Annotated in this window: 21 protein-coding genes; 14 read left to right on the top strand and 7 right to left on the bottom strand. The window is 34.1% G+C overall.

Annotated features, from left to right (window positions below):
* Positions 1–4: 4 nt before the first annotated feature.
* From F5ESL0246_RS07720 to F5ESL0246_RS07710, 3 genes are read right to left on the bottom strand one after another with little or no spacing between them, the layout of a single operon-like run.
* Positions 5–1,357 (bottom strand): PTS galactitol transporter subunit IIC, encoded by a 1,353-nt coding sequence (locus F5ESL0246_RS07720; RefSeq protein WP_122019329.1) that lies wholly within the window; start codon positions 1,355–1,357, stop codon positions 5–7.
* A gap of 27 nt (positions 1,358–1,384) precedes the next feature.
* Positions 1,385–1,708 (bottom strand): PTS galactitol transporter subunit IIB, encoded by a 324-nt coding sequence (locus tag F5ESL0246_RS07715; protein WP_122019326.1) that lies wholly within the window; start codon positions 1,706–1,708, stop codon positions 1,385–1,387.
* Between the two features lies 1 nt (position 1,709).
* Entirely contained in the window at positions 1,710–2,162 is a 453-nt protein-coding gene (locus F5ESL0246_RS07710; protein ID WP_122019323.1) for a PTS sugar transporter subunit IIA, read from the bottom strand.
* Positions 2,163–2,325: 163 nt separating this feature from the next.
* Between F5ESL0246_RS07710 and F5ESL0246_RS07705 the strand changes: the two genes are divergently transcribed.
* From F5ESL0246_RS07705 to F5ESL0246_RS07660, 10 genes are all read left to right on the top strand, one after another.
* The gene (locus tag F5ESL0246_RS07705) at positions 2,326–3,069 is read left to right on the top strand and encodes a DeoR/GlpR family DNA-binding transcription regulator (RefSeq protein WP_122019320.1); all 744 of its coding nucleotides are present in this window, start codon (positions 2,326–2,328) and stop codon (positions 3,067–3,069) included.
* 22 nt (positions 3,070–3,091) lie between these two features.
* Positions 3,092–4,045 carry a 1-phosphofructokinase family hexose kinase gene (locus tag F5ESL0246_RS07700; RefSeq protein WP_122019317.1) on the top strand — a complete coding sequence of 318 codons (954 nt, stop codon included), beginning with the start codon at positions 3,092–3,094 and terminating at the stop codon, positions 4,043–4,045.
* Between the two features lie 151 nt (positions 4,046–4,196).
* A complete protein-coding gene (locus tag F5ESL0246_RS07695; protein WP_122019313.1) occupies positions 4,197–5,276 on the top strand; it encodes an alpha/beta hydrolase fold domain-containing protein in 1,080 nt (359 codons plus the stop codon).
* A 163-nt stretch (positions 5,277–5,439) separates the two neighbouring features.
* A complete protein-coding gene (locus F5ESL0246_RS07690; RefSeq protein ID WP_122019310.1) occupies positions 5,440–5,934 on the top strand; it encodes a PTS sugar transporter subunit IIB in 495 nt (164 codons plus the stop codon).
* Positions 5,935–5,936: 2 nt separating this feature from the next.
* Positions 5,937–6,728 carry a PTS sugar transporter subunit IIC gene (locus F5ESL0246_RS07685; protein ID WP_122019307.1) on the top strand — a complete coding sequence of 264 codons (792 nt, stop codon included), beginning with the start codon at positions 5,937–5,939 and terminating at the stop codon, positions 6,726–6,728.
* Entirely contained in the window at positions 6,721–7,542 is an 822-nt protein-coding gene (locus tag F5ESL0246_RS07680; RefSeq protein ID WP_122019304.1) for a PTS system mannose/fructose/sorbose family transporter subunit IID, read from the top strand. The genes F5ESL0246_RS07685 and F5ESL0246_RS07680 overlap by 8 nt, the downstream gene beginning before the upstream one ends.
* A 1-nt stretch (position 7,543) precedes the next feature.
* Positions 7,544–7,960 (top strand): PTS sugar transporter subunit IIA, encoded by a 417-nt coding sequence (locus F5ESL0246_RS07675; protein WP_122019301.1) that lies wholly within the window; start codon positions 7,544–7,546, stop codon positions 7,958–7,960.
* Between the two features lie 11 nt (positions 7,961–7,971).
* Positions 7,972–8,829: a PRD domain-containing protein gene (locus tag F5ESL0246_RS07670; RefSeq protein ID WP_122019297.1), complete on the top strand. Its 858-nt coding sequence runs from the start codon at positions 7,972–7,974 to the stop codon at positions 8,827–8,829.
* A gap of 211 nt (positions 8,830–9,040) precedes the next feature.
* Positions 9,041–9,931 carry a DUF3737 family protein gene (locus tag F5ESL0246_RS07665; protein WP_122019294.1) on the top strand — a complete coding sequence of 297 codons (891 nt, stop codon included), beginning with the start codon at positions 9,041–9,043 and terminating at the stop codon, positions 9,929–9,931.
* Positions 9,932–9,940: 9 nt separating this feature from the next.
* Positions 9,941–11,101: a MalY/PatB family protein gene (locus F5ESL0246_RS07660; RefSeq protein ID WP_122019413.1), complete on the top strand. Its 1,161-nt coding sequence runs from the start codon at positions 9,941–9,943 to the stop codon at positions 11,099–11,101.
* 68 nt (positions 11,102–11,169) lie between these two features.
* Here F5ESL0246_RS07660 and F5ESL0246_RS07655 read toward each other — a convergent pair whose 3' ends face one another.
* The 4 genes from F5ESL0246_RS07655 to F5ESL0246_RS07640 all read right to left on the bottom strand — a co-directional run bounded on the left by F5ESL0246_RS07655 (position 11,170) and on the right by F5ESL0246_RS07640 (position 14,074).
* Positions 11,170–11,724 (bottom strand): hypothetical protein, encoded by a 555-nt coding sequence (locus tag F5ESL0246_RS07655; RefSeq protein ID WP_122019290.1) that lies wholly within the window; start codon positions 11,722–11,724, stop codon positions 11,170–11,172.
* Positions 11,725–11,925: 201 nt separating this feature from the next.
* Complete coding sequence (locus F5ESL0246_RS07650) at positions 11,926–12,351, bottom strand: flavodoxin family protein (protein ID WP_122019286.1); 426 nt, start codon at positions 12,349–12,351, stop codon at positions 11,926–11,928.
* A 16-nt stretch (positions 12,352–12,367) separates the two neighbouring features.
* Complete coding sequence (locus F5ESL0246_RS07645; protein WP_122019283.1) at positions 12,368–13,411, bottom strand: zinc-dependent alcohol dehydrogenase family protein; 1,044 nt, start codon at positions 13,409–13,411, stop codon at positions 12,368–12,370.
* A gap of 18 nt (positions 13,412–13,429) precedes the next feature.
* Positions 13,430–14,074, bottom strand: a complete 645-nt coding sequence (locus F5ESL0246_RS07640) for an NAD(P)H-binding protein (protein ID WP_122019280.1) — start codon at positions 14,072–14,074, stop codon at positions 13,430–13,432.
* 297 nt (positions 14,075–14,371) lie between these two features.
* On the opposite strand from F5ESL0246_RS07640, the gene F5ESL0246_RS07635 reads away from it, so the two are divergent.
* The 4 genes from F5ESL0246_RS07635 to F5ESL0246_RS07620 all read left to right on the top strand — a co-directional run bounded on the left by F5ESL0246_RS07635 (position 14,372) and on the right by F5ESL0246_RS07620 (position 18,220).
* Positions 14,372–15,262 (top strand): SDR family oxidoreductase, encoded by an 891-nt coding sequence (locus tag F5ESL0246_RS07635; protein WP_122019277.1) that lies wholly within the window; start codon positions 14,372–14,374, stop codon positions 15,260–15,262.
* A gap of 282 nt (positions 15,263–15,544) precedes the next feature.
* Positions 15,545–15,937: a cytidine deaminase gene (locus F5ESL0246_RS07630; RefSeq protein ID WP_233551618.1), complete on the top strand. Its 393-nt coding sequence runs from the start codon at positions 15,545–15,547 to the stop codon at positions 15,935–15,937.
* Positions 15,937–16,380, top strand: a complete 444-nt coding sequence (locus F5ESL0246_RS07625; RefSeq protein WP_122019275.1) for an ASCH domain-containing protein — start codon at positions 15,937–15,939, stop codon at positions 16,378–16,380. Before F5ESL0246_RS07630 ends, F5ESL0246_RS07625 begins: the two co-directional genes overlap by 1 nt.
* 280 nt (positions 16,381–16,660) lie before the next feature.
* The gene (locus tag F5ESL0246_RS07620; RefSeq protein WP_122019271.1) at positions 16,661–18,220 is read left to right on the top strand and encodes an ATP-binding cassette domain-containing protein; all 1,560 of its coding nucleotides are present in this window, start codon (positions 16,661–16,663) and stop codon (positions 18,218–18,220) included.
* The last annotated feature ends 56 nt before the right edge of the window (positions 18,221–18,276 follow it).

Genomic DNA, 18,276 nt, shown 5'->3' with positions numbered 1-18,276 from the left:
ACTCCTACTTTAATTTGCTGTATTTTAAAGCTGGAATAGGATTCTTTTTGAAACTACGGTAGAGTAGCCAAAACAGGGCAATTAGTGCTACTAATCCAACAATAGCCCAAATATTGCCACGTCCAGCCCAAGCCATTAAAAACCTTAATTCAGGAGCCTCAATGGAACTCCAAGAAACTTGTGAACCAGTAGGAACTTTAATAGAAGTGCTTGATTTAGCTAATTTTGTAAATACATTTGCAAAGTAAGAAGCTCCATATAGGAAGATAGGTTCATAGATAATGCCTAAAACAAGCATTCTTAAAAGATTACCGCCAGTAAGAAGTAAGCCACCAACTCCAATACAATAATTGATAACGCCAGCAATAGGTAAAATTTTATTTCCAGGTAAAATTGCAGCATAAATAATAGAAATAGGAATCATTAACACCATAGTTACCCATAACTCTGTACTTTGACCTAAAATAGGCCAATCTAAGCCAATAGAGAATGTTCTACCTTTGACATGTTTTTTCATAAAATTACTCATGGTTGAACCAAATGGAGTCAAAGCATCCATAAAGAATTTAGCCATGACAGGAAAAATAGCCATAACTGCGCCAACAGTAACAGATAAGTTGAGAGCGTCACCAATACTATAACGACCAGCAAGTGCAAGAACTAGGCCAATAATAGCTCCCATAGTTACAGGTTCACTAAATACACCTATTTTGCGCTTTAAAGAAGTGGCGTCCCATTCCCGGTTAAAAACAGGAATGTAATCCATTAACTTGTTAACAGGTGACATTATAATTGCGGTAAATGCTTCAATATGTGTTACGGTTACTCCTTCGTAACCAAGCATGTTGGCAATTTCCTTACTCCACATGTCACCTAGTTTTAGACAAATTATTACTTGAATTGCACCACAAATGAACCCCCAAATTAAGCTTCCAGAAATTTGATAAACAATGTAAGCTGTTAATGCAATTCCCCAAACATTCCACATATCCGCATTCATAGTATCAGTTAACTTAGTAAGAAGCATAACTAAATTAACTGCAATTTCTACTACAAAGAATAAGAAAGCCAATGTCCAACTCCAAGTTATTGCTGCAGCACCGGTCCATCCAAAATCAACAGCTGGTAGATTAATTCCAGTATATTTGGCTAAGGCTTTTGCTGCTGGACTAACAGTTTCAGTGAGTTGGTTGATAGCCATTGACATTCCAATAAATCCAGTACCTAAATAAAGTCCGGATAGTATTGCTTTTGATGGTTTCATTCCAAAGATTAATCCCAAAATCATAATTAAGATAGGAATTAATACTTGAGCTCCGACTCCCAAAATACCTTGAACTATCGAATTCCAGTCCATAAAAAATCACCTCCAAATTATGGATTCTTACTTAGTAGCTTGTTTAACAATGTCTGCAACTTTTTGGTTAGCTTCATCTTGCCCCATTCCTGTTAACCATGGCAATCCAACCATGCCAACAACATTGTTGGCGTCGAGAACTTCTTGAAGCTCCCCATCGGCAGGAGCTATTCCAACATATATGATTACATTTGAATCATTTTCGATAGTAGTTTTCGCTTCGCCAATTGGTTCAGGTGTTGCCTTTGCTAATTGATCTAATCCCTGTTCAGCTAAAAAATCATTTATTTTATTAGAAACTTGCGGACTTGTGGCAACTCCAGTACCACAACAAACTAGAATAGTTTTCATTTTATAACTCCTTAAATTTTACTTCTAACAGTTTAAGCATATCGCTAGATGTCTCTGTACTTTTAAATTTGTCTACAAAGTGTTCATCTTGAAAAGCAGATATAATTTGTGATAAAAGCTCGGGTTGTTTTTCTCCATTTTTCAAACCTAAGAACAAAAAGTTGCTAGATTGCATCTCTAAACTATCTCCCATTTGTTTTACTTTTAGCGCTTTATTAGTGCGTGCTATATAAATAAATGGTTTATTAACATATTGTGGATCAACGTGTGGTAGAGCTAAAGAAATTTGGGGGAATTTTAATCCAGTAGGATAGGATAGTTCCCTTTTTTCTAGATTGGATATGTATCCTAAGTTAGCGTAAGCTGAGTTAATAGTACGGGACCCAATCAAGTCAAATAACTGTTCTTCTGTGTTGACAGAAATATTTAAATCAATTAAATCTTGGTAAAACATAATTTAACCTCCTTTCAATCTGAATACGTTTTCAATATAATACGCTAGTTGAACAATGTCAACCTAAATTTAACAAAGTTTAACATAGACGAACTTTAATTGTTTTAGATTGTTTGATATACTTGCATTGTGATGATAATATTAAGTAAAAGAAGTGATTTTTATGAGTTTACAAGAAAAAAGATTAACAGCTATAAACAATCTTTTACATAAAACTGGATTTATGACTACCGTTGATATTGCTGAAAATTTACAAGTTTCTGCAATGACAATAAGGCGTGATTTAAAACGATTGGAAGAAATGGGGACAATTACCAGAATTTATGGTGGTGCAAAAAGTAACGATCAAACTGAATCAACGACAAATGAGAAGTTACAAAAAAATATTGAGGAAAAAAAAGAAATTGCCACATTATTGACAGAGCAAATAGCTAATAATTCAACAATTTTTTTGGGAGCAGGAACAACTTTATTGATGGCAGTTCCTTTATTGGTGCAGAAGAATTTAACTTTTGTTACTAATAGCCTGTTGGCTTTTAATGAAATTAATAAAAGTAAGTGTCGTTTACTTTTAACTGGCGGTGAATTACATAGAAATACTGAAGAATTTCTAGGAGTAAAGGCTGAAAATATTTTTGAAGGTTTAAATTTTGACTATGCAATATGCTCTACGAATGGTATTAGCAATAATAATGTTACGACCAGTATGATACCTGAAGGTACTATTCAGAACATTGCAATGGAGCATGCTGAAAAATCTATTATTGTAGCAGATCATACTAAGCTTAATCATTCAGACATTATAACTTTTCAGGATCTTGATAAATTCGACTTTTTAGTGACTGATTCTAAAACCAAAAAAGATGATGTTATAAAATATTCGAAATATACAAAAGTAATTTATTGATTATTGTGGAATAGGAATAGAAATGGACATTACAGTTACAATTAATCCATCAGTTGATCGATTATATAGATTAGATGAACTAAAAGTAGGGGGACTGAATCGTGTACATCTAATTAAGAAAATGGTTGGTGGCAAGGGTATCAATGCTGCACGTGTCTCTGCCTGCTTGGGGGCGCCAACTTTTGCAACTGGTTTTTTAGCTGGTTCCAATGGGAAATACATTTTAGATCAAGCAAAAAATGATCATTATACTTGTGATTTTATTAAAGCAATTGGGAATACTCGTAATTGCTATACGATCATCTCAAAAGATGGGAAAAAAACAGAGATTAATGAACATGGAGATTGTCTTGTACAAAGTTATTTTGATGAATTATTAGAAAAACTTACTTCGCTTGTTAAAAATAATGACGTGAATGCTATTTCGTTAAATGGAAGTTTACCCGTTTCAGAAGTTGAAAATGTTTATTCTAGAATTATTGTTAAGATTAGAGAACTTAATCCTCAAATTAAAATTGTTTTGGATACTTCTGGACAAGCTTTGAGAGAAGTTTTAACAAGTAATAATTTACCAGATGTTATTAAGCCAAATGAACACGAAGCAGCTGAAATATTATCAATACCTGTAACATATGATAGTCATTTGTTGAAAAGAGAAATTGAAGTAAGCGATCTAAGTAGAGTTGATAATATAATTATTTCCTTAGGTGCTAAAGGAGCATTAGTTAAGCAACAAAATGATTTTTATAAAGTCAGTTTTCGACCTGTTTCTGTTGTAAATACAGAGGGATCTGGTGACTCTGTAGTTGGGGGATTGCTGTATGCTCTTGATCAAAAATATGATTTTAAGGATGCTATTTGTTTAGCAATAGCTGCTGGTACAGCGAATGCAATGGAAATTAAGACTGGATTTGTGCAGCCAGAACGTGTTTTTGAAATTATGAAAACAATTGAAATAACACCGATAAATGACTAGGATAATAATATTCTTAGCAAGCGCTTTCCAAAAGTAAGAAAATATGCTAACATATAAATGAAAAAGGATCGTAACAGTTTAAAAACTGGCGAAACCGAGAAAGTATGTTTATATACTTTTTCGGTTTTTTTGTGTCTAAGGGAGGATTTTTATGGAACAAAGACAATATTCGCATACTTTAATTGAGGAATTACAAACTAAGACTATGCGAAAAGTTATTAATGGAGTGGACGAAATAATTAAGCCTGTTCCAGGACAAGATGGTAATCCAAAATTAAATATTGTGGATCCGCACGTTAAGATGATTATACAGAAAAAGATTGATGAGGGAATTGGTGACAAACCTTTTTCACTAAATTTTGATCGCAATCGTCCGGAAAACATTACCTATGATTTAACTACCAGTCCAGTTAAACTAGATGAAAAATTAGTAGAAATTGATGGTGATCATTATATTGATACATTTATTTATAGTGCAGAAAACTTAAATCATGCTAACCCTATATTGATTTATTTTCATGGTGGAGCTTTTATGACAGGTAAGATTGAAGAATTTGGCAAACAAATGAAATTTATTGCTGAACAAGCTAAATCAACAGTAATTTTCCCTCATTATCGTTTAGCACCAGAAAATCCATATCCCGCAGCAATTAATGATGCGATGGGAATCATTAATTGGGTAAAAGCCAATCATCAACAACTGGGTTCAGATAATGAAAAAATAATTTTAGCAGGTGACAGTGCGGGGGCAAGCATAATTAATTCTTGCATTGTGCGATTACACAATACATCAATTATTGCTAAAGCAGTTGAACTGTACCCAGCTATTGATAATGATATGGAAAAGTATTATAAATGGAGCAAGTTCGATGTTTGCTCTAAAGATGAAAAATATGCTAAAAATAGAGTTAACAGGATGCTTAAGTCTTTACCTGCATTTGAGAATAATTATTTACATCACAAAATTGATCCAAGAGATGAGATAGTTAATCTTTTTAATCTAAGAGATTGGGGTAAGCTGCCCCCGATTACATTTATTGTTAATCAATATGATTTGTTGACGTTAGTAACAGAAGAATTTGTTAAAAAGGCACTTGAACATAATGCTGATCTAAAAGTTATTAAATATATGGGATGTGATCATGGTAGTCTTAACTTTTTTGGAACAGAACCACAAGCAGAAGACATGTGTTTAGAGATAGCAAAAGTTATCATAGAATCATCCAATTAAAATGAAAACACTTGCAAAAGCAAAAATTGATTGATAAGATAAAGAAAATTAAATAAAGGATCGTAACAGTTTAAAAACTGGCGAAACCAAAATAATGATTTATACACGTCAAATTGTGTCAATAATCATTGTTTTGGTTTTTTGTTTTTTGGAGGAATAAATAATGGCAATTGTAGGAGCAAGAATTGATAATCGTTTATTACATGGTATAGTAGCAACCAGTTGGGCACCAGATTCAAATGCTACAAGAGTAATGGTGGTTGATGATGGGGTAGCCAATGACCCACAAAAAAAGCAAGCTATGAAACTTGGACGTCCATCAGGTATGGCAGTATCAATTATTACTAAACAAAAAGCATTGGTCAACTTCAAAGATCATAAATATGATCGACAGAAAGTTTTTATTGTATCACAAACACCAGATGTATTTTTAAATTTAATTGAACAGGGAGAAAAAATTTCTGAACTCATTTTGGGTGGTACTTTAACTTTTGATGATGCAATTAAAGTAACTAATAGAGCATATATAAAATCAGAGCAAATTGATACATATAAAGAAATTATTGCTAAGGGATGTAAAATCATTTCTAAATATGTTCCGCAGGATGATAGTGTTGATGTTGCAGAAGTTTTAGATAATAAGAAAGCTGGTGCTTAATTATGGGACTAACAATTTGGCAAGTAATTTTGATTACCGTTATTGCTTATATCCAAAGATTAGATTTTGAAACAACTCAAATCATTACAATGAATTATATGTTTTGGTCTTGTGTAGTTGGTGCTTTATTAGGCGACTTTCAAATGGGACTTATAGTTGGTGCAACTATTCAGCTAATGTCGCTGGGAGTGGCTGCTTTAGGAGGTAGCTCTACGCCGGACTATGCAGTTGCAGCTATTATTTCAACAACTGTAGCAATTACTACAGGTAAGGGAATGGCAGCTGGATTGGCTCTAGGTATTCCTGTAGGAATGATATGTATTCAATTAGATGTTTTATTAAAGATTATCAACTCGTTTATTACCAATAAGGCACATGATTTAGCTAATAAACGCCAATATAGAAAAATGAGAAACCTTATTCCTGTTATGACTGTGTTGATGCCTCTTGAATCAGCTATTCCTGTATTTATCGCTGTGCTATTTGGTAAAACTGTGGTTAGTAGCATTCTTAACTTTATGCCAGCCTGGTTTACTGTTGGCTTAAATGTAGCTGGTGGAATGCTGCCAGCAGTTGGGATGGCAATGTTGTTAACTTACATGCCTCTTAAAAAATATGGTTACTGGTTACTAATCGGGTTTGCTTTAACCGCATATTTAAAAATGCCAGTTCTAGGTGTCGCTTTAATCGGAACTGCTGGTGCAATACCAACATTTATGAATCATTCAAATCGTAGTAATAGCTTGGTAACTACAACAAATGGAATGACAGAGGAGGATATGGAAGATGAATAAGGATAATGTAGTGGAACAAAATGATCAAGTTTTAACAAAAAAAGATCTTTGGCGCGCGATGAGAAGACACTATTTGGCGATTAGTACATATAACTATGATAGTGGCTTTGCAGCTACGCTTGTTTGGGAATTATTCCCTGCTTTAAGTAAAATCTATAAAGATGATCCAGATGGTTTGCAAGAATCAATTGATAATCAATTTAAATTTTATAACTGTAATCCATGGGTTTCTCCAATTATTACGGGAGCAACTTTAGCAATTGAGGAAAAGGGTAAAAATAAATCTCTTCAAGCTGTCCAAGATTTAAAAGCTGCCTTAATGGGCCCTTTTTCTGGAATTGGGGACACATTGATTTGGGTACTATTTCCAACAGTATTAGGAGCTATTGCTGCTTCAATGGGAAAACATGGCAGCAGTATAGGTATGTGGATCTATGCCACAATTTATATACTATTCTTTTTCTTACGCTCATTTTTATATAATGTTGGTTATCAATCAGGCACATCATTAATGACTAATATGAGCGATAAGCTTTCTGCTTTAACTGATGCAGTTTCGGTATTAGGCATTGCCGTAATTGGTGCGATAGTTCCATCAACAGTTAATTTCAAATTGGCACTAAAGTTTAGTCAAGCAGGCGTATCTTTAACAGGGCAACAAATACTAGATCAATTAATGCCAGGATTAATGCCTGTACTGTTAACTGGGTTATTATACTGGATGCTTAAAAAAGGTCATAAAATGACAACTTTAATTTTAATGGTAATCATTATTGCAATGGCTGGAGCAGGACTAGGTATTTTTAAGGCATAGTATGAAACAAATAATAATTATATCGCATAAAACAATGTCACAAGGGATGGTAGAAACAATTAAGTTTTTTGCTGGAAATATTCAGAATTTGCACTTTATTTGTGCCTATGAGAATGAAGAAAATGAATTTCCAATTGATAAACTTATTAAACTGATTGATGGTTTTAATTCTCAAGATCAAGTCTTTTTATTAACTGATTTATTGGGTGGAAGCGTTAATCAAAATTGTACACAACTTATTAATGAGAGACATGTTAATGTGATTACGGGAATAAATCTAGCTATAGCTTTGTCAATTGTACTTGATACTAGTGATTATCTTTCAAATGAAAAAATAAGTGAATTAATTAAGCAGGCAAAGAGTCAGATGATTTATATGAATAATTATATTGATAATAATGAATCAGATGATGAGTAGGAATTAGTAAAATGAAAGTAATCAAAGTCTTTAACAATAATGTTGTTTTAGTTAGTGATCAAAATCATCAACAAGCAATTCTTTTTGGTAAAGGAATAGGATTTAAAAAACATCCAGGAGATGAAATATCAAAAAGTAAAGGCGTGCAAACTTTTATTAAAAATATTAGGGATCCTGAATGGCTTAATTCACTATCAAATTTACTTGAGAGTGTACCAATAGAATATCTGGCAATTTCTAAAAATATAATTGAATATGCAGAGAAAAAACTTAATACAACATTTAATCAATTTTTGATTATTAGTTTAGCAGATCATATTTACTTTGCAGTAAAGCGGAGTAGTGAACATGATGTGTCTTCACTTGCTAGTGTTAGGGATGTTTACCCATTAGAATATAAGGTTGCACAAGAAGGCGTTAAAAGAATCAATACAACTTTTAATGTAATATTGCCCCCCGGTGAAGCAGGTCTAATAGCAATTCATTTTGTGGAAAATGAAATTAGTCCGATTAGTGAGAATCAGCAATTAAGTGAAAATTTTGTTACGCTACACCTAAGTAAAGTATTGCAAATTATTATTTCAGATTTAGGTTATCCTGCTCAACCAACATCTTTGGAACGTTTGACAATACACTTAAGATTCTTAATTACGCAAATTCAAAGTGATAGTAAGTATTTAGTAAATACGTCCTCGGATAATAGACAGATATTGGATTCCTTCTTAAAACAATTTCCCGAATTGAGAGAAACACTTAAAAAATTACAGAATTATTTTTATCAAGAAATGGAATATAAGTTAAATAGTAGTGAACGGCTTTACTTGGTTATTCACCTAAAGCAAATTGAGAATGAAACAGATGATGAATGATGTAATTGGCAAAAAAATAAAATAGATAGTTTTATTATTTAATTATGATTGTAAAGTCAAGTTTTATATGGACTTGGCTTTTTAAAAGCTAATTGTCTTATCCTTAACGATAACTTTTAGTAATACTTGGTATTATGCAATTGATATTTTAAATTGAGTAATTTTTGCATGATAATTAAATTATGCAAAAATCATGATAGAAGGAATAACAATGAATAGTATTAAGAATCATTATTTTACGGGAGAACGAATTCTTTATGGTCTTAAAGATACAGAATTGACTGGAATTACCTTCGGACAAGGTGAATCACCACTTAAAGAAGCAAGTCATATTGCTGTTAAAGATTCGATTTTTCAGTGGAAATATCCTCTTTGGTATGATACCGATGTTGAAGTTGATAATACCACGTTTGAAACGATGGCACGTAGTGGAATTTGGTATACCAAAAATATCAAAATTACTAATTCTGCACTGCAAGCACCAAAATTATTTAGGCGAGCTTCTGACATTGTATTAGATCATGTGCACTTTGCTAATGCAGAAGAAACAATGTGGAATTGTCAAAATATTAAAATGACCAGTTGCCAGGTTAATGGTGATTATTTTGGTAAAGATAGCGAGAATATTTACCTTGACCATGTAAGTATTATTGGCAACTATGCTTTTGACGGTGCTAAAAATGTTGAGGTTCATCATTCTACCTTAATTTCAAAAGATGCGTTTTGGAATTGTGACAATGTTACAGTTTACGATTCTACCCTTGATGGTGAGTATTTGGCATGGAACTGTAAAAATATCAAGTTTATCAATTGTAAAATTGAAAGTAATCAGGGACTGAATTATATCGACCAACTTGAAGTAAAAAATACTAGTTTACTTCATACAGATTTGGCTTTTGAATATGTGTCAAATCTTGATGTTGAAGCGGTAACTAAAATTGATAGTGTCAAAAATCCCATTTCCGGGAAAATTGTTGCACCAGAAATTGGTGAATTAATTATTGATGCAACTAAGGTGGATCCAAGTCAAACGCAGATTATCTGTGATAAGATTGGCATTAAGACTATACATTCAGATTTAAATCAGAAACCAGAGGATTAAATAATGGAAATCAAGTATGATTTTGTCAATGCACCGGATCGTAAACAAGTTGATTCTGTTAAGTGGGATGTAAACCCCGGTGAATTACCAATGTCAATTGCTGACATGGATTTTAAAACGGCACCAGAAATTGTGACAGCGATGAAAGAAAAAATTTCGTTAGGCTGTTTTGGCTATGAGTGGCCACGAAATGATTATTTTAAGGCAGTTGCTGACTGGTATGAAAAAGAACATAAGCAGCGTCCTAAAACGGAATGGATGATTTTTACCACGGGAGTTGTCCCGGCAATTTCTTCAATTGTGCGACGGGTGTCGCATGTAGGCGACAATGTCGTAGTGCAGGAACCAGTTTACAATATTTTTTACAATTCAATTGAAAATAATGGTCGGCATGTGTTGAGTAATGACTTAAAATTTGATGGCACAAAGTATACTATTGACTGGCAAGATCTAGAAGAAAAATTAGCCCAGCCCCTGACCACCTTAATGATTTTCTGTAATCCGCATAATCCAACGGGTAAAGTCTGGTCAAGAGCAGAAGTACAACGCATTGCTGAACTTTGTCAGCAACATCACGTTATTTTGCTATCAGATGAAATTCATGGTGATTTAGTAAGACAGGGGCAGGACTATACACCCGCTTTTGCCGTTAAAGGGACTGCACAAGCTAGTGTTATTTCACTGGTTTCGCCTAGTAAAACTTTTAACGTTGCTGCCTTACATGCTGCTACGGCAATAATACCCGATGCTAATTTGCATGCTCAAGTGAGTCGCGGGATAAATAGCGATGAAGTGGGTGAACCGAACTTGCTGGCAATTCCCGGGACCATTGCTGCTTATGAAAAGGGTCATGAATGGCGACAGGCTTTACTGCAGCAACTCAATAAAAATTTTGCTTATGCTCAAGATTATCTTGCTCATGAATTGCCGCAAATAAAAGTTGTTTCGGGTAGGGCCACATATTTAATGTGGCTTGATACTTCTAAAATTAGTAGCGACTCACATAAGTTAGCAGACAGTTTACGTCAAAAAACCGGACTAATTGTTTCTCCTGGTAGCATTTACCGTGGCAATGGGCAGAACTTTTTACGGATGAACTTTGCTTGTCCATTAACAATGGTTCAAGATGGTCTGACTCGCTTAAAAGTTGGTTTTAAAAATAATAATTAATGTTGTAGTTGATTTTTCTAATCAAGCTCAAAAACACCTAGCTGGTTTATAGGCTAGGTGTTTTTGAATTATTTATTTTTATTATTTTGAAAATTTTTAGCTAAATCAATGGCGGTCAAAACATAGTCTAAAATTGTAATGACTGACATTAAAGCCTTTTTAGCACTAAAGGTTTCCTTAAAAAGAAGTGGTACTTGTGCCCCTAGTGCGATGAAAAGAACTATCACCAGTAAAGTTCCGGAAGAAAATGAACTGTTCTTTTGATCAAACTGATCTAGTAAAGAGGTAATCCTTTGAATAGTATGCGGCGAAAGTTTCATTTTATGTGCTAATAGTTTTAAAAATTTTTGATTTTTGAAAACAGGAATCAGCTCAGAATTGGCAGGTTGCAATAAACTGGTTAGTTGCTTTTGTACGTGTTTACTGTGTTTAGCACATACTAGCAACAGGTGTTGTACTTGCTGCAAACCAGTTTTTGTCCAAGTATAGTTTTTGTCACATAATTTTTGCCAAACTTTGGGAACAAAATTAGTTACTTGTTGAACTCGTTTTAACAACTCTTGTGTTGGGTTGGCATGCAACAGGTGTTGTGGTAAATTGGTAAAACTATTTTTGTTATGCATTAACTCTACCTCCTAGAGGCCTCATTATAGCAGGAATATCACCTAAATGAATTAAATATGCTTGATTTATATTGCAATAACTTAAGTATATTATACTTATTTAAGAATCAAAAAGAGTGAAAGGTTCTCACATGAGAACCTTTCACTTCGTTAAAATTTATTCAATTTTGCCATTTGTTTTTAGATGATTTTGCTGAATTATTAATGCTGAGTAAAATTTTGTTGAATATCAATATATTCCATGTGAGCGACATGAGCAAATCTTTTGATAATTGAAGTCACTGGTTTAATCGTATCTGCAGGATTACTACCTTGAATAAAGACGGAAAGTTTTTTTCCTGCTAAAGTGTCCAGTTCTGGATCTTGCCCAATTCGTTCAATTAAGGTTTTGAGATAACCGCTCATATCATGCCAATAAGCAGGTGTACCAAGGACAATCCAATCTGTTTTTTGTAATCTGGCTAATACTTTTCCAAATTGATCATCGGAATAATGTTGATTAATTTGGTAAATTTTATAATCAACTAAATTGATTTGCTCAAAGGCTTTGTCTTTAAGAAAAGCCTTTCCCATCCGGCTAGTGTTACCTGCTTGATTTTGACTAGCATTAATGAATAAAATTTTCATTTTATCTTCTTTCTTTTTATTCTGGATCGATAATTAATAAAGATTTAATTGCTTCTCTTTGATCCATTGCTTCATATGCTTTTTGAATCTGGTTTAAAGAAAAGCGCTTAGTGAAGACTTTTCCTGGATGAATTTTTCCATTTAAAACAGCATCAAGCAAAATTTTGCGATCATCAAAAGTAACAGACGCAATTCCACCACGCAAGCCAATGTTGCGCCAGAATAAGTTACGCGTATCTAGACTTGAGCTTTGTGGAACACCAACGCGACCAACAATTGAACCGGGACGTCCAACTTGAACCGCTGTTGCGACAGCTTGATTAGTACCAACACATTCTAGTACAGCATCAGCACCTATTCCATTAGTTAACGCAATTACGTGGTCAACTGCTTGTTTGCCTCTTTCTGGGACAATATCGGTTGCTCCAAACTCTGTTGCTAATTTTTGCCGATCTTCATGGCGACTCATAGCGATGATTTTTTTGGCTCCCAATAGTTTAGCGGCAATTACACCACATAGACCAACCGCACCGTCACCGATAACAACGACTGTATCACCATATTTAACTTCGGCACTGTCTGCGGCATGGTACCCAGTTGCCATAACATCAGCTAATGTTAGGAAATCATTTAATTGTTCGTCACTGTAATCCTGTGGTTTTCCCGGAATCTTGACTAAGGCCCAATTAGCATTATGAAATTCAAGATATTCACCTTGATAACCACCGTTTGTATCATTGCCTTGATTTAAACAGTTTCCATCAAAACCTGCTAGACAAGCAGCACAATGACCACAACCATGTGTAAAAGGAGCGATTACAAAGTCACCTGGTTTAATATTAGTCACGTTTGTACCAACTTTTTCAACAATACCGATTGCCTCATGTCCAGTTGTTGTATTAGGATCACGATGAGAAAGTCCCCTAAACCACCATAAGTCAGACCCACAAACTGAAGCGCGAACGACATGGATAATTGCATCATCTTCAGATTTAAGTTCGGGCATTGGGTAATCTTGTACTTCAATTTTACCCGGTTTAATAAATGTTCCTACTTTCATTTTTTATCTCCTACTTTTTTAATATACTGGTCGGTCTTGTCCTTGAGTAGCAGGATCAGCGATTCCAATACTATCATTGACATAAAGTTCGGGTTTGAGAACAATTTTTAAAATTGCATCAGCAATGCTTTGGCGCGATCCCGAGACACCAACATATGGTTGATGACGAGTAGTGATCGTATATTTGATTTCGTTACGATCATTAAGCCACGGCAAACGCAAAGTCGTGTATTGTAAGCCGGAATTTGCTAAAAGTCGGTCTGAATTAATTGCGGTTGCAAGTCCACCTAATGTATATTCATGATTCCAACGACCAAATTCACCACTAACCTCGTCATATATACCAAGAATATTAGTAAAGATAACTCTTGATACATGATGATTTTTCATTGCTGTAATGACGTTTTTAGTAATGATATTATTTTGAGAATGATCAACAACCGCAACAAAAACCATATCCTGCCCGTTTATTGCTCGATCAACTTCATCCTGCTTTAGTAAATCTACTTCTAGTACACGTGCGCTATCAGCGAGCTTGGCTAGTCTATCCGCATGACGTAAGCCTAAGGTTAACTTGATGTTTTTAAAATCGGGTTGATTTAAAATACGGTGTTCAACAATTTGAGCAATTTGTCCGTTTGCTGCTAATATTAAGAAATTCATTTATACCTCCTTTTTGTTACTTACCAAAAGTATATGACCTTAGAGCAACTCTAAGTCAACTTTTTTAAAAGCTATTTTAGTTAATAATTAAATTTACCTAGTATTAGTATAGATATGAATTTTTAAGAGCTATTATGGAAAAGTATCAAATAAAAAATGTTAATGAACTATTATGAAAAAATTGGGTTGCTAATGCAAATCTCAAAAATTTTCCTTTCAAGCATAATTATTGCTTTATTTTTGTAAGCGCTATAAATTATAGATAGGTTAAAGAAAGAATCTATAAAGGAGACTATAATGATGGACAATAATTTAATAAACCCGTTAACTCGTTATCATGCTGATGATTTTTCAAAACAGTCACAAAAATATCCGGGAATTCAAAGTAAGATGGATCCGTTACCTAATGGTGATATGCGCGACTATGAGGGACATAATTTACTTACTGGTCGCCATGCCTTAATTACTGGAGGCGATTCAGGTATTGGTCGAGCAGTAGCGATTGGTTTTGCTAAAGAAGGTGCCGATGTTGCTATTCAATATTTACCAGAAGAAGCTGATGATGCCAAAGAAGTTGCAAAATTAGTCGAACAAGAGGGCCGTAAGGCAGTGCTGATACCAGCAGACTTTCGTAAACGTGGTGAAGCATCCCGAGTGAGTGAACAGGCAATTAAAGAATTTGGTAGTATAGAATTACTGGTAATGAATTCAGCAATCCAGCAAAACTCTGCTAGCTTGGAAGATTTATCAATGGATCAAGTTCATGATACGTTTGAAGTTAACATTATTTCAATGTATGAAATGGTCAAAACCGTGGTACCAAAGATGAAACCAGGTAGTGTGATCTTGACGACGACCTCACTTCAGGCATTTAGTCCAACACCAATTTTACTTGATTATGCCGCAACTAAAGCAGCCATTGCTAACTTTTCAATCAACTTGGCGCAGGAATTGGCGCCTAAAGGGATTAGGGTCAATAGTGTTTCGCCAGGTCCCGTTTGGACACCACTTCAAGTGGCCGGGGGACAACCGACAGACGCTTTAGAGAAATTTGGACAAGAAGAACCATTGAATCGTGCAGGTCAACCCGATGAATTAGCTCCAGTCTATATCTTCTTAGCCTCTAATATGGCTAGTTATATCACTGGTCAAGTTTATGGTGTAACTGGTGGTCAATCAATTAATTAGATTAAAAGTTATCTTGAAGCTCCATTGCTATTTGAAAATTATCAAGTAACATTTGGGGCTTTATTTTTATTTAATTTTTTGATAAATTATATTTAATAAAATGATGGAAGTAATAGAAGAGTATCTTAATGAACGCTTTTACTTTGTTTCATTGTTATCAGCGGTAGCAAAATTTAACAAACAAGCATTGAAAGCATATTAAAAAGAGTTATAGAATGATTGCCTCAGAAAAAGAATCTACAAATAGCTCTATTATTAGAAAAAAGCTGGAGGGAGCAAAAAATGGATCAACAATGGCAAGAGATGCTTGCGGCAGCAAAGAAAGTCCAAGGCTTTCGCTTAATTGGTAATCACATGGAGGTCGGTGGTGTAGCAGCCGCTGTTTTATCGGAGTCTGGTAAAATTTATACTGGTGTTTGTGTTGATACTGCCTGTGGGTTGGGTTTATGTGCGGAAAGAAACGCCTTAATGAGTATGCTTACTCAAGGCGAAACAAGAATTACTAGAGTGTTAGCGATTATGTCAAATGGGCAAAATGGCGCACCATGTGGAGCTTGCCGTGAATTTATTGTTCAATTAATGGAAAAAGATTATCAAAAAGTTGAAGTAATGCTAGATTATAAGCAAGCAAAAGTAATGACAATGGGTGAATTAACACCACAATGGTGGCTCTAATGAATGAAGAAACAATTAAATATTGGCAAGACTTTTGTCAAAAGCATCAATTACCTCAAAATACTCTGGTTACTGCCTGGTCATTTGACACTACTAGTGACAAATTAGCTAATTTAGTAAAGCAGGGGCTTAAAACGGCGACAACTTCTGCATATGAACTTTATGCAAAAGATGAGCCACTGCCACAAGTTGGGGATTGGAATATCATCCTTGATCATGCTGCTAGGCCAATTTGTGTAGTTCAAGATAAAGTAGTTGAAATAATTTCCTATGAGCAAATTTCAGCTGAGCATGCTTATCATGAAGGTGAGGGAGATCGCAGTTACCAATATTGGCGCCAAATTCATGATGAGTTTTTTAGGCAAGAATATCAACAAGAAGGAAATAAGGAATTTTATCCGCAAGCGCCAATGGTCTGTGAAGTTTTTGAAAAGATTGATTAGATTTTATTTAATCTTTTAACAAATATGATATAATAATTAAAAGATGAAGAAAGAGAGACTACTACTAAAATGAAAAATTAATTTCTGAAATATTATTATGCGAAAAAGATTGATAACCCATACATTTCGGTGTGTGTTTTTTTGCTGATAATCAGAAATTAGTATTGAATTTAGTTTAGGTAGTCGTATTTGACACTGGCTTTTTTGTGCACTGCTAATTTAGGTTGGAAGCAACTGTTATCAGTGCTTTTTCTTTACTCAAGAAAGCGAGTTGTTAGATATGGAATATCTCAAAATTAATCAATTACAACTTGAATACCAAAAAGAAAAACTATTATACATTGATAAGCTAAATGTACAAGATAGACAAAGGATTGGCCTGATTGGTAATAACGGTACGGGTAAAACGACCTTGTTTAATATAATCAGCCAAAAGCCAGTGGCGTTTAATGTTACGGGGCAAATTCAACGTAATTGTCAGTTGGTAATGGTGTCACAAATTATTAGTTACGGTAAACAAAGTGGTGGTGAAAGGGAACGACAGGAAATTGTGACGGCAATTGAGCAAATGCGCCATAGTAGTAAGAAGACTTTACTATTATTGGATGAACCCACTTCAAATTTAGATATTGGTCAACAGCAATGGCTCATTGAAATTTTAAATCATCTCAAAAACCCATATATTGTAATTAGTCATGATCGTCATTTTTTAACACAAACAGTCAATACAATTTGGTATTTGAACAATAAAAAAGTTATTGCGTATAAAGAATCATTTTTGAATTTTGAACAAGATATCAAAAAAAGAAGAGAAAATGAAGAAATACAATACCATAATCAGATAAAGCAAATCAAAAAATTAAAAAAGGCGCAGCAGCGAAAGAAACAACAAGTGGATCGTGCAAATTGTAAGAAAAAAGATTTATCTTGGTCGGAATGGAAAAATCGAGATTATGGTGGTAAAGAAAAACATTTGGCGCATACACAAAAGATAATCAAGCAACGCATTGAACAAGAAACCACAAGCATAGTAAGACCATATATTCATAAACCAATAACATTAAATAATTTAAAGTGGCAATCTTCAGCTGTTTCTATAAACGATACTTTATTACGTATTGAGCCACAAAAAATAACTATTGCCCAGCATGAATTATTTACTATTACAACGCAACTAAAACTTAAAACTGGCCAAAAAGTAGCTTTGACGGGTTCTAATGGCTGCGGAAAGTCTGTTTTTTTAAGCCAGTTAGTCGCGAAAACTTTGACCGAATGGATTAATCCCCAAGCCCAAATTGGCTTTTTTAAGCAGAATATGAGCAAAGAAACAGAAAACAGCACAACATTGCAAGTAGCAATTCAAAAAATTAGTCAATTTGATCGGACAACTACCATGCAGCTTTTAGGGGATTTACATTTAACTAAGTCGTTGACAAATGAAATTCGCACTTTGAGTGGTGGCCAGATGATCTGTTACAGATTGGCCCGAGTTCTTCTGGGCCAGCATAACTTATTAATTTTAGATGAACCAAGCAACTTTCTTGATCTTAAAAGCCTTAAAGCAGTAGAGAATTTTCTTAAAAGTTATCCTTTTGCGGTGCTTATTGTGACTCATGATCAACAGTTACTTGCAAATTTAAATTTTAAAACCTGGAAAATTCAAAATAATCAATTAGTTTCAGCAACTTCTAATTTAAGCCAAAAAGCAGTACCAGTAAGTAATGAACTTGCGCTATTAAAATTTAAACTTGCTCAAGCAATTACCGATCCCAAGATTTCGATTGCCGAGATACAGCAGCTTAGGCAACAAGTTGTGCGATTGGGTAAAAAAAGTAATTAAGCTGCTTCCAAACAGATAAATGCCAAAATTCACCAATTACTCTTATAATAGAATTA

The organism is Lactobacillus sp. ESL0246, assembly GCF_003692965.1.
GTDB lineage: Bacteria > Bacillota > Bacilli > Lactobacillales > Lactobacillaceae > Lactobacillus.
This window is presented reverse-complemented; position numbering and strand designations above follow the sequence as displayed.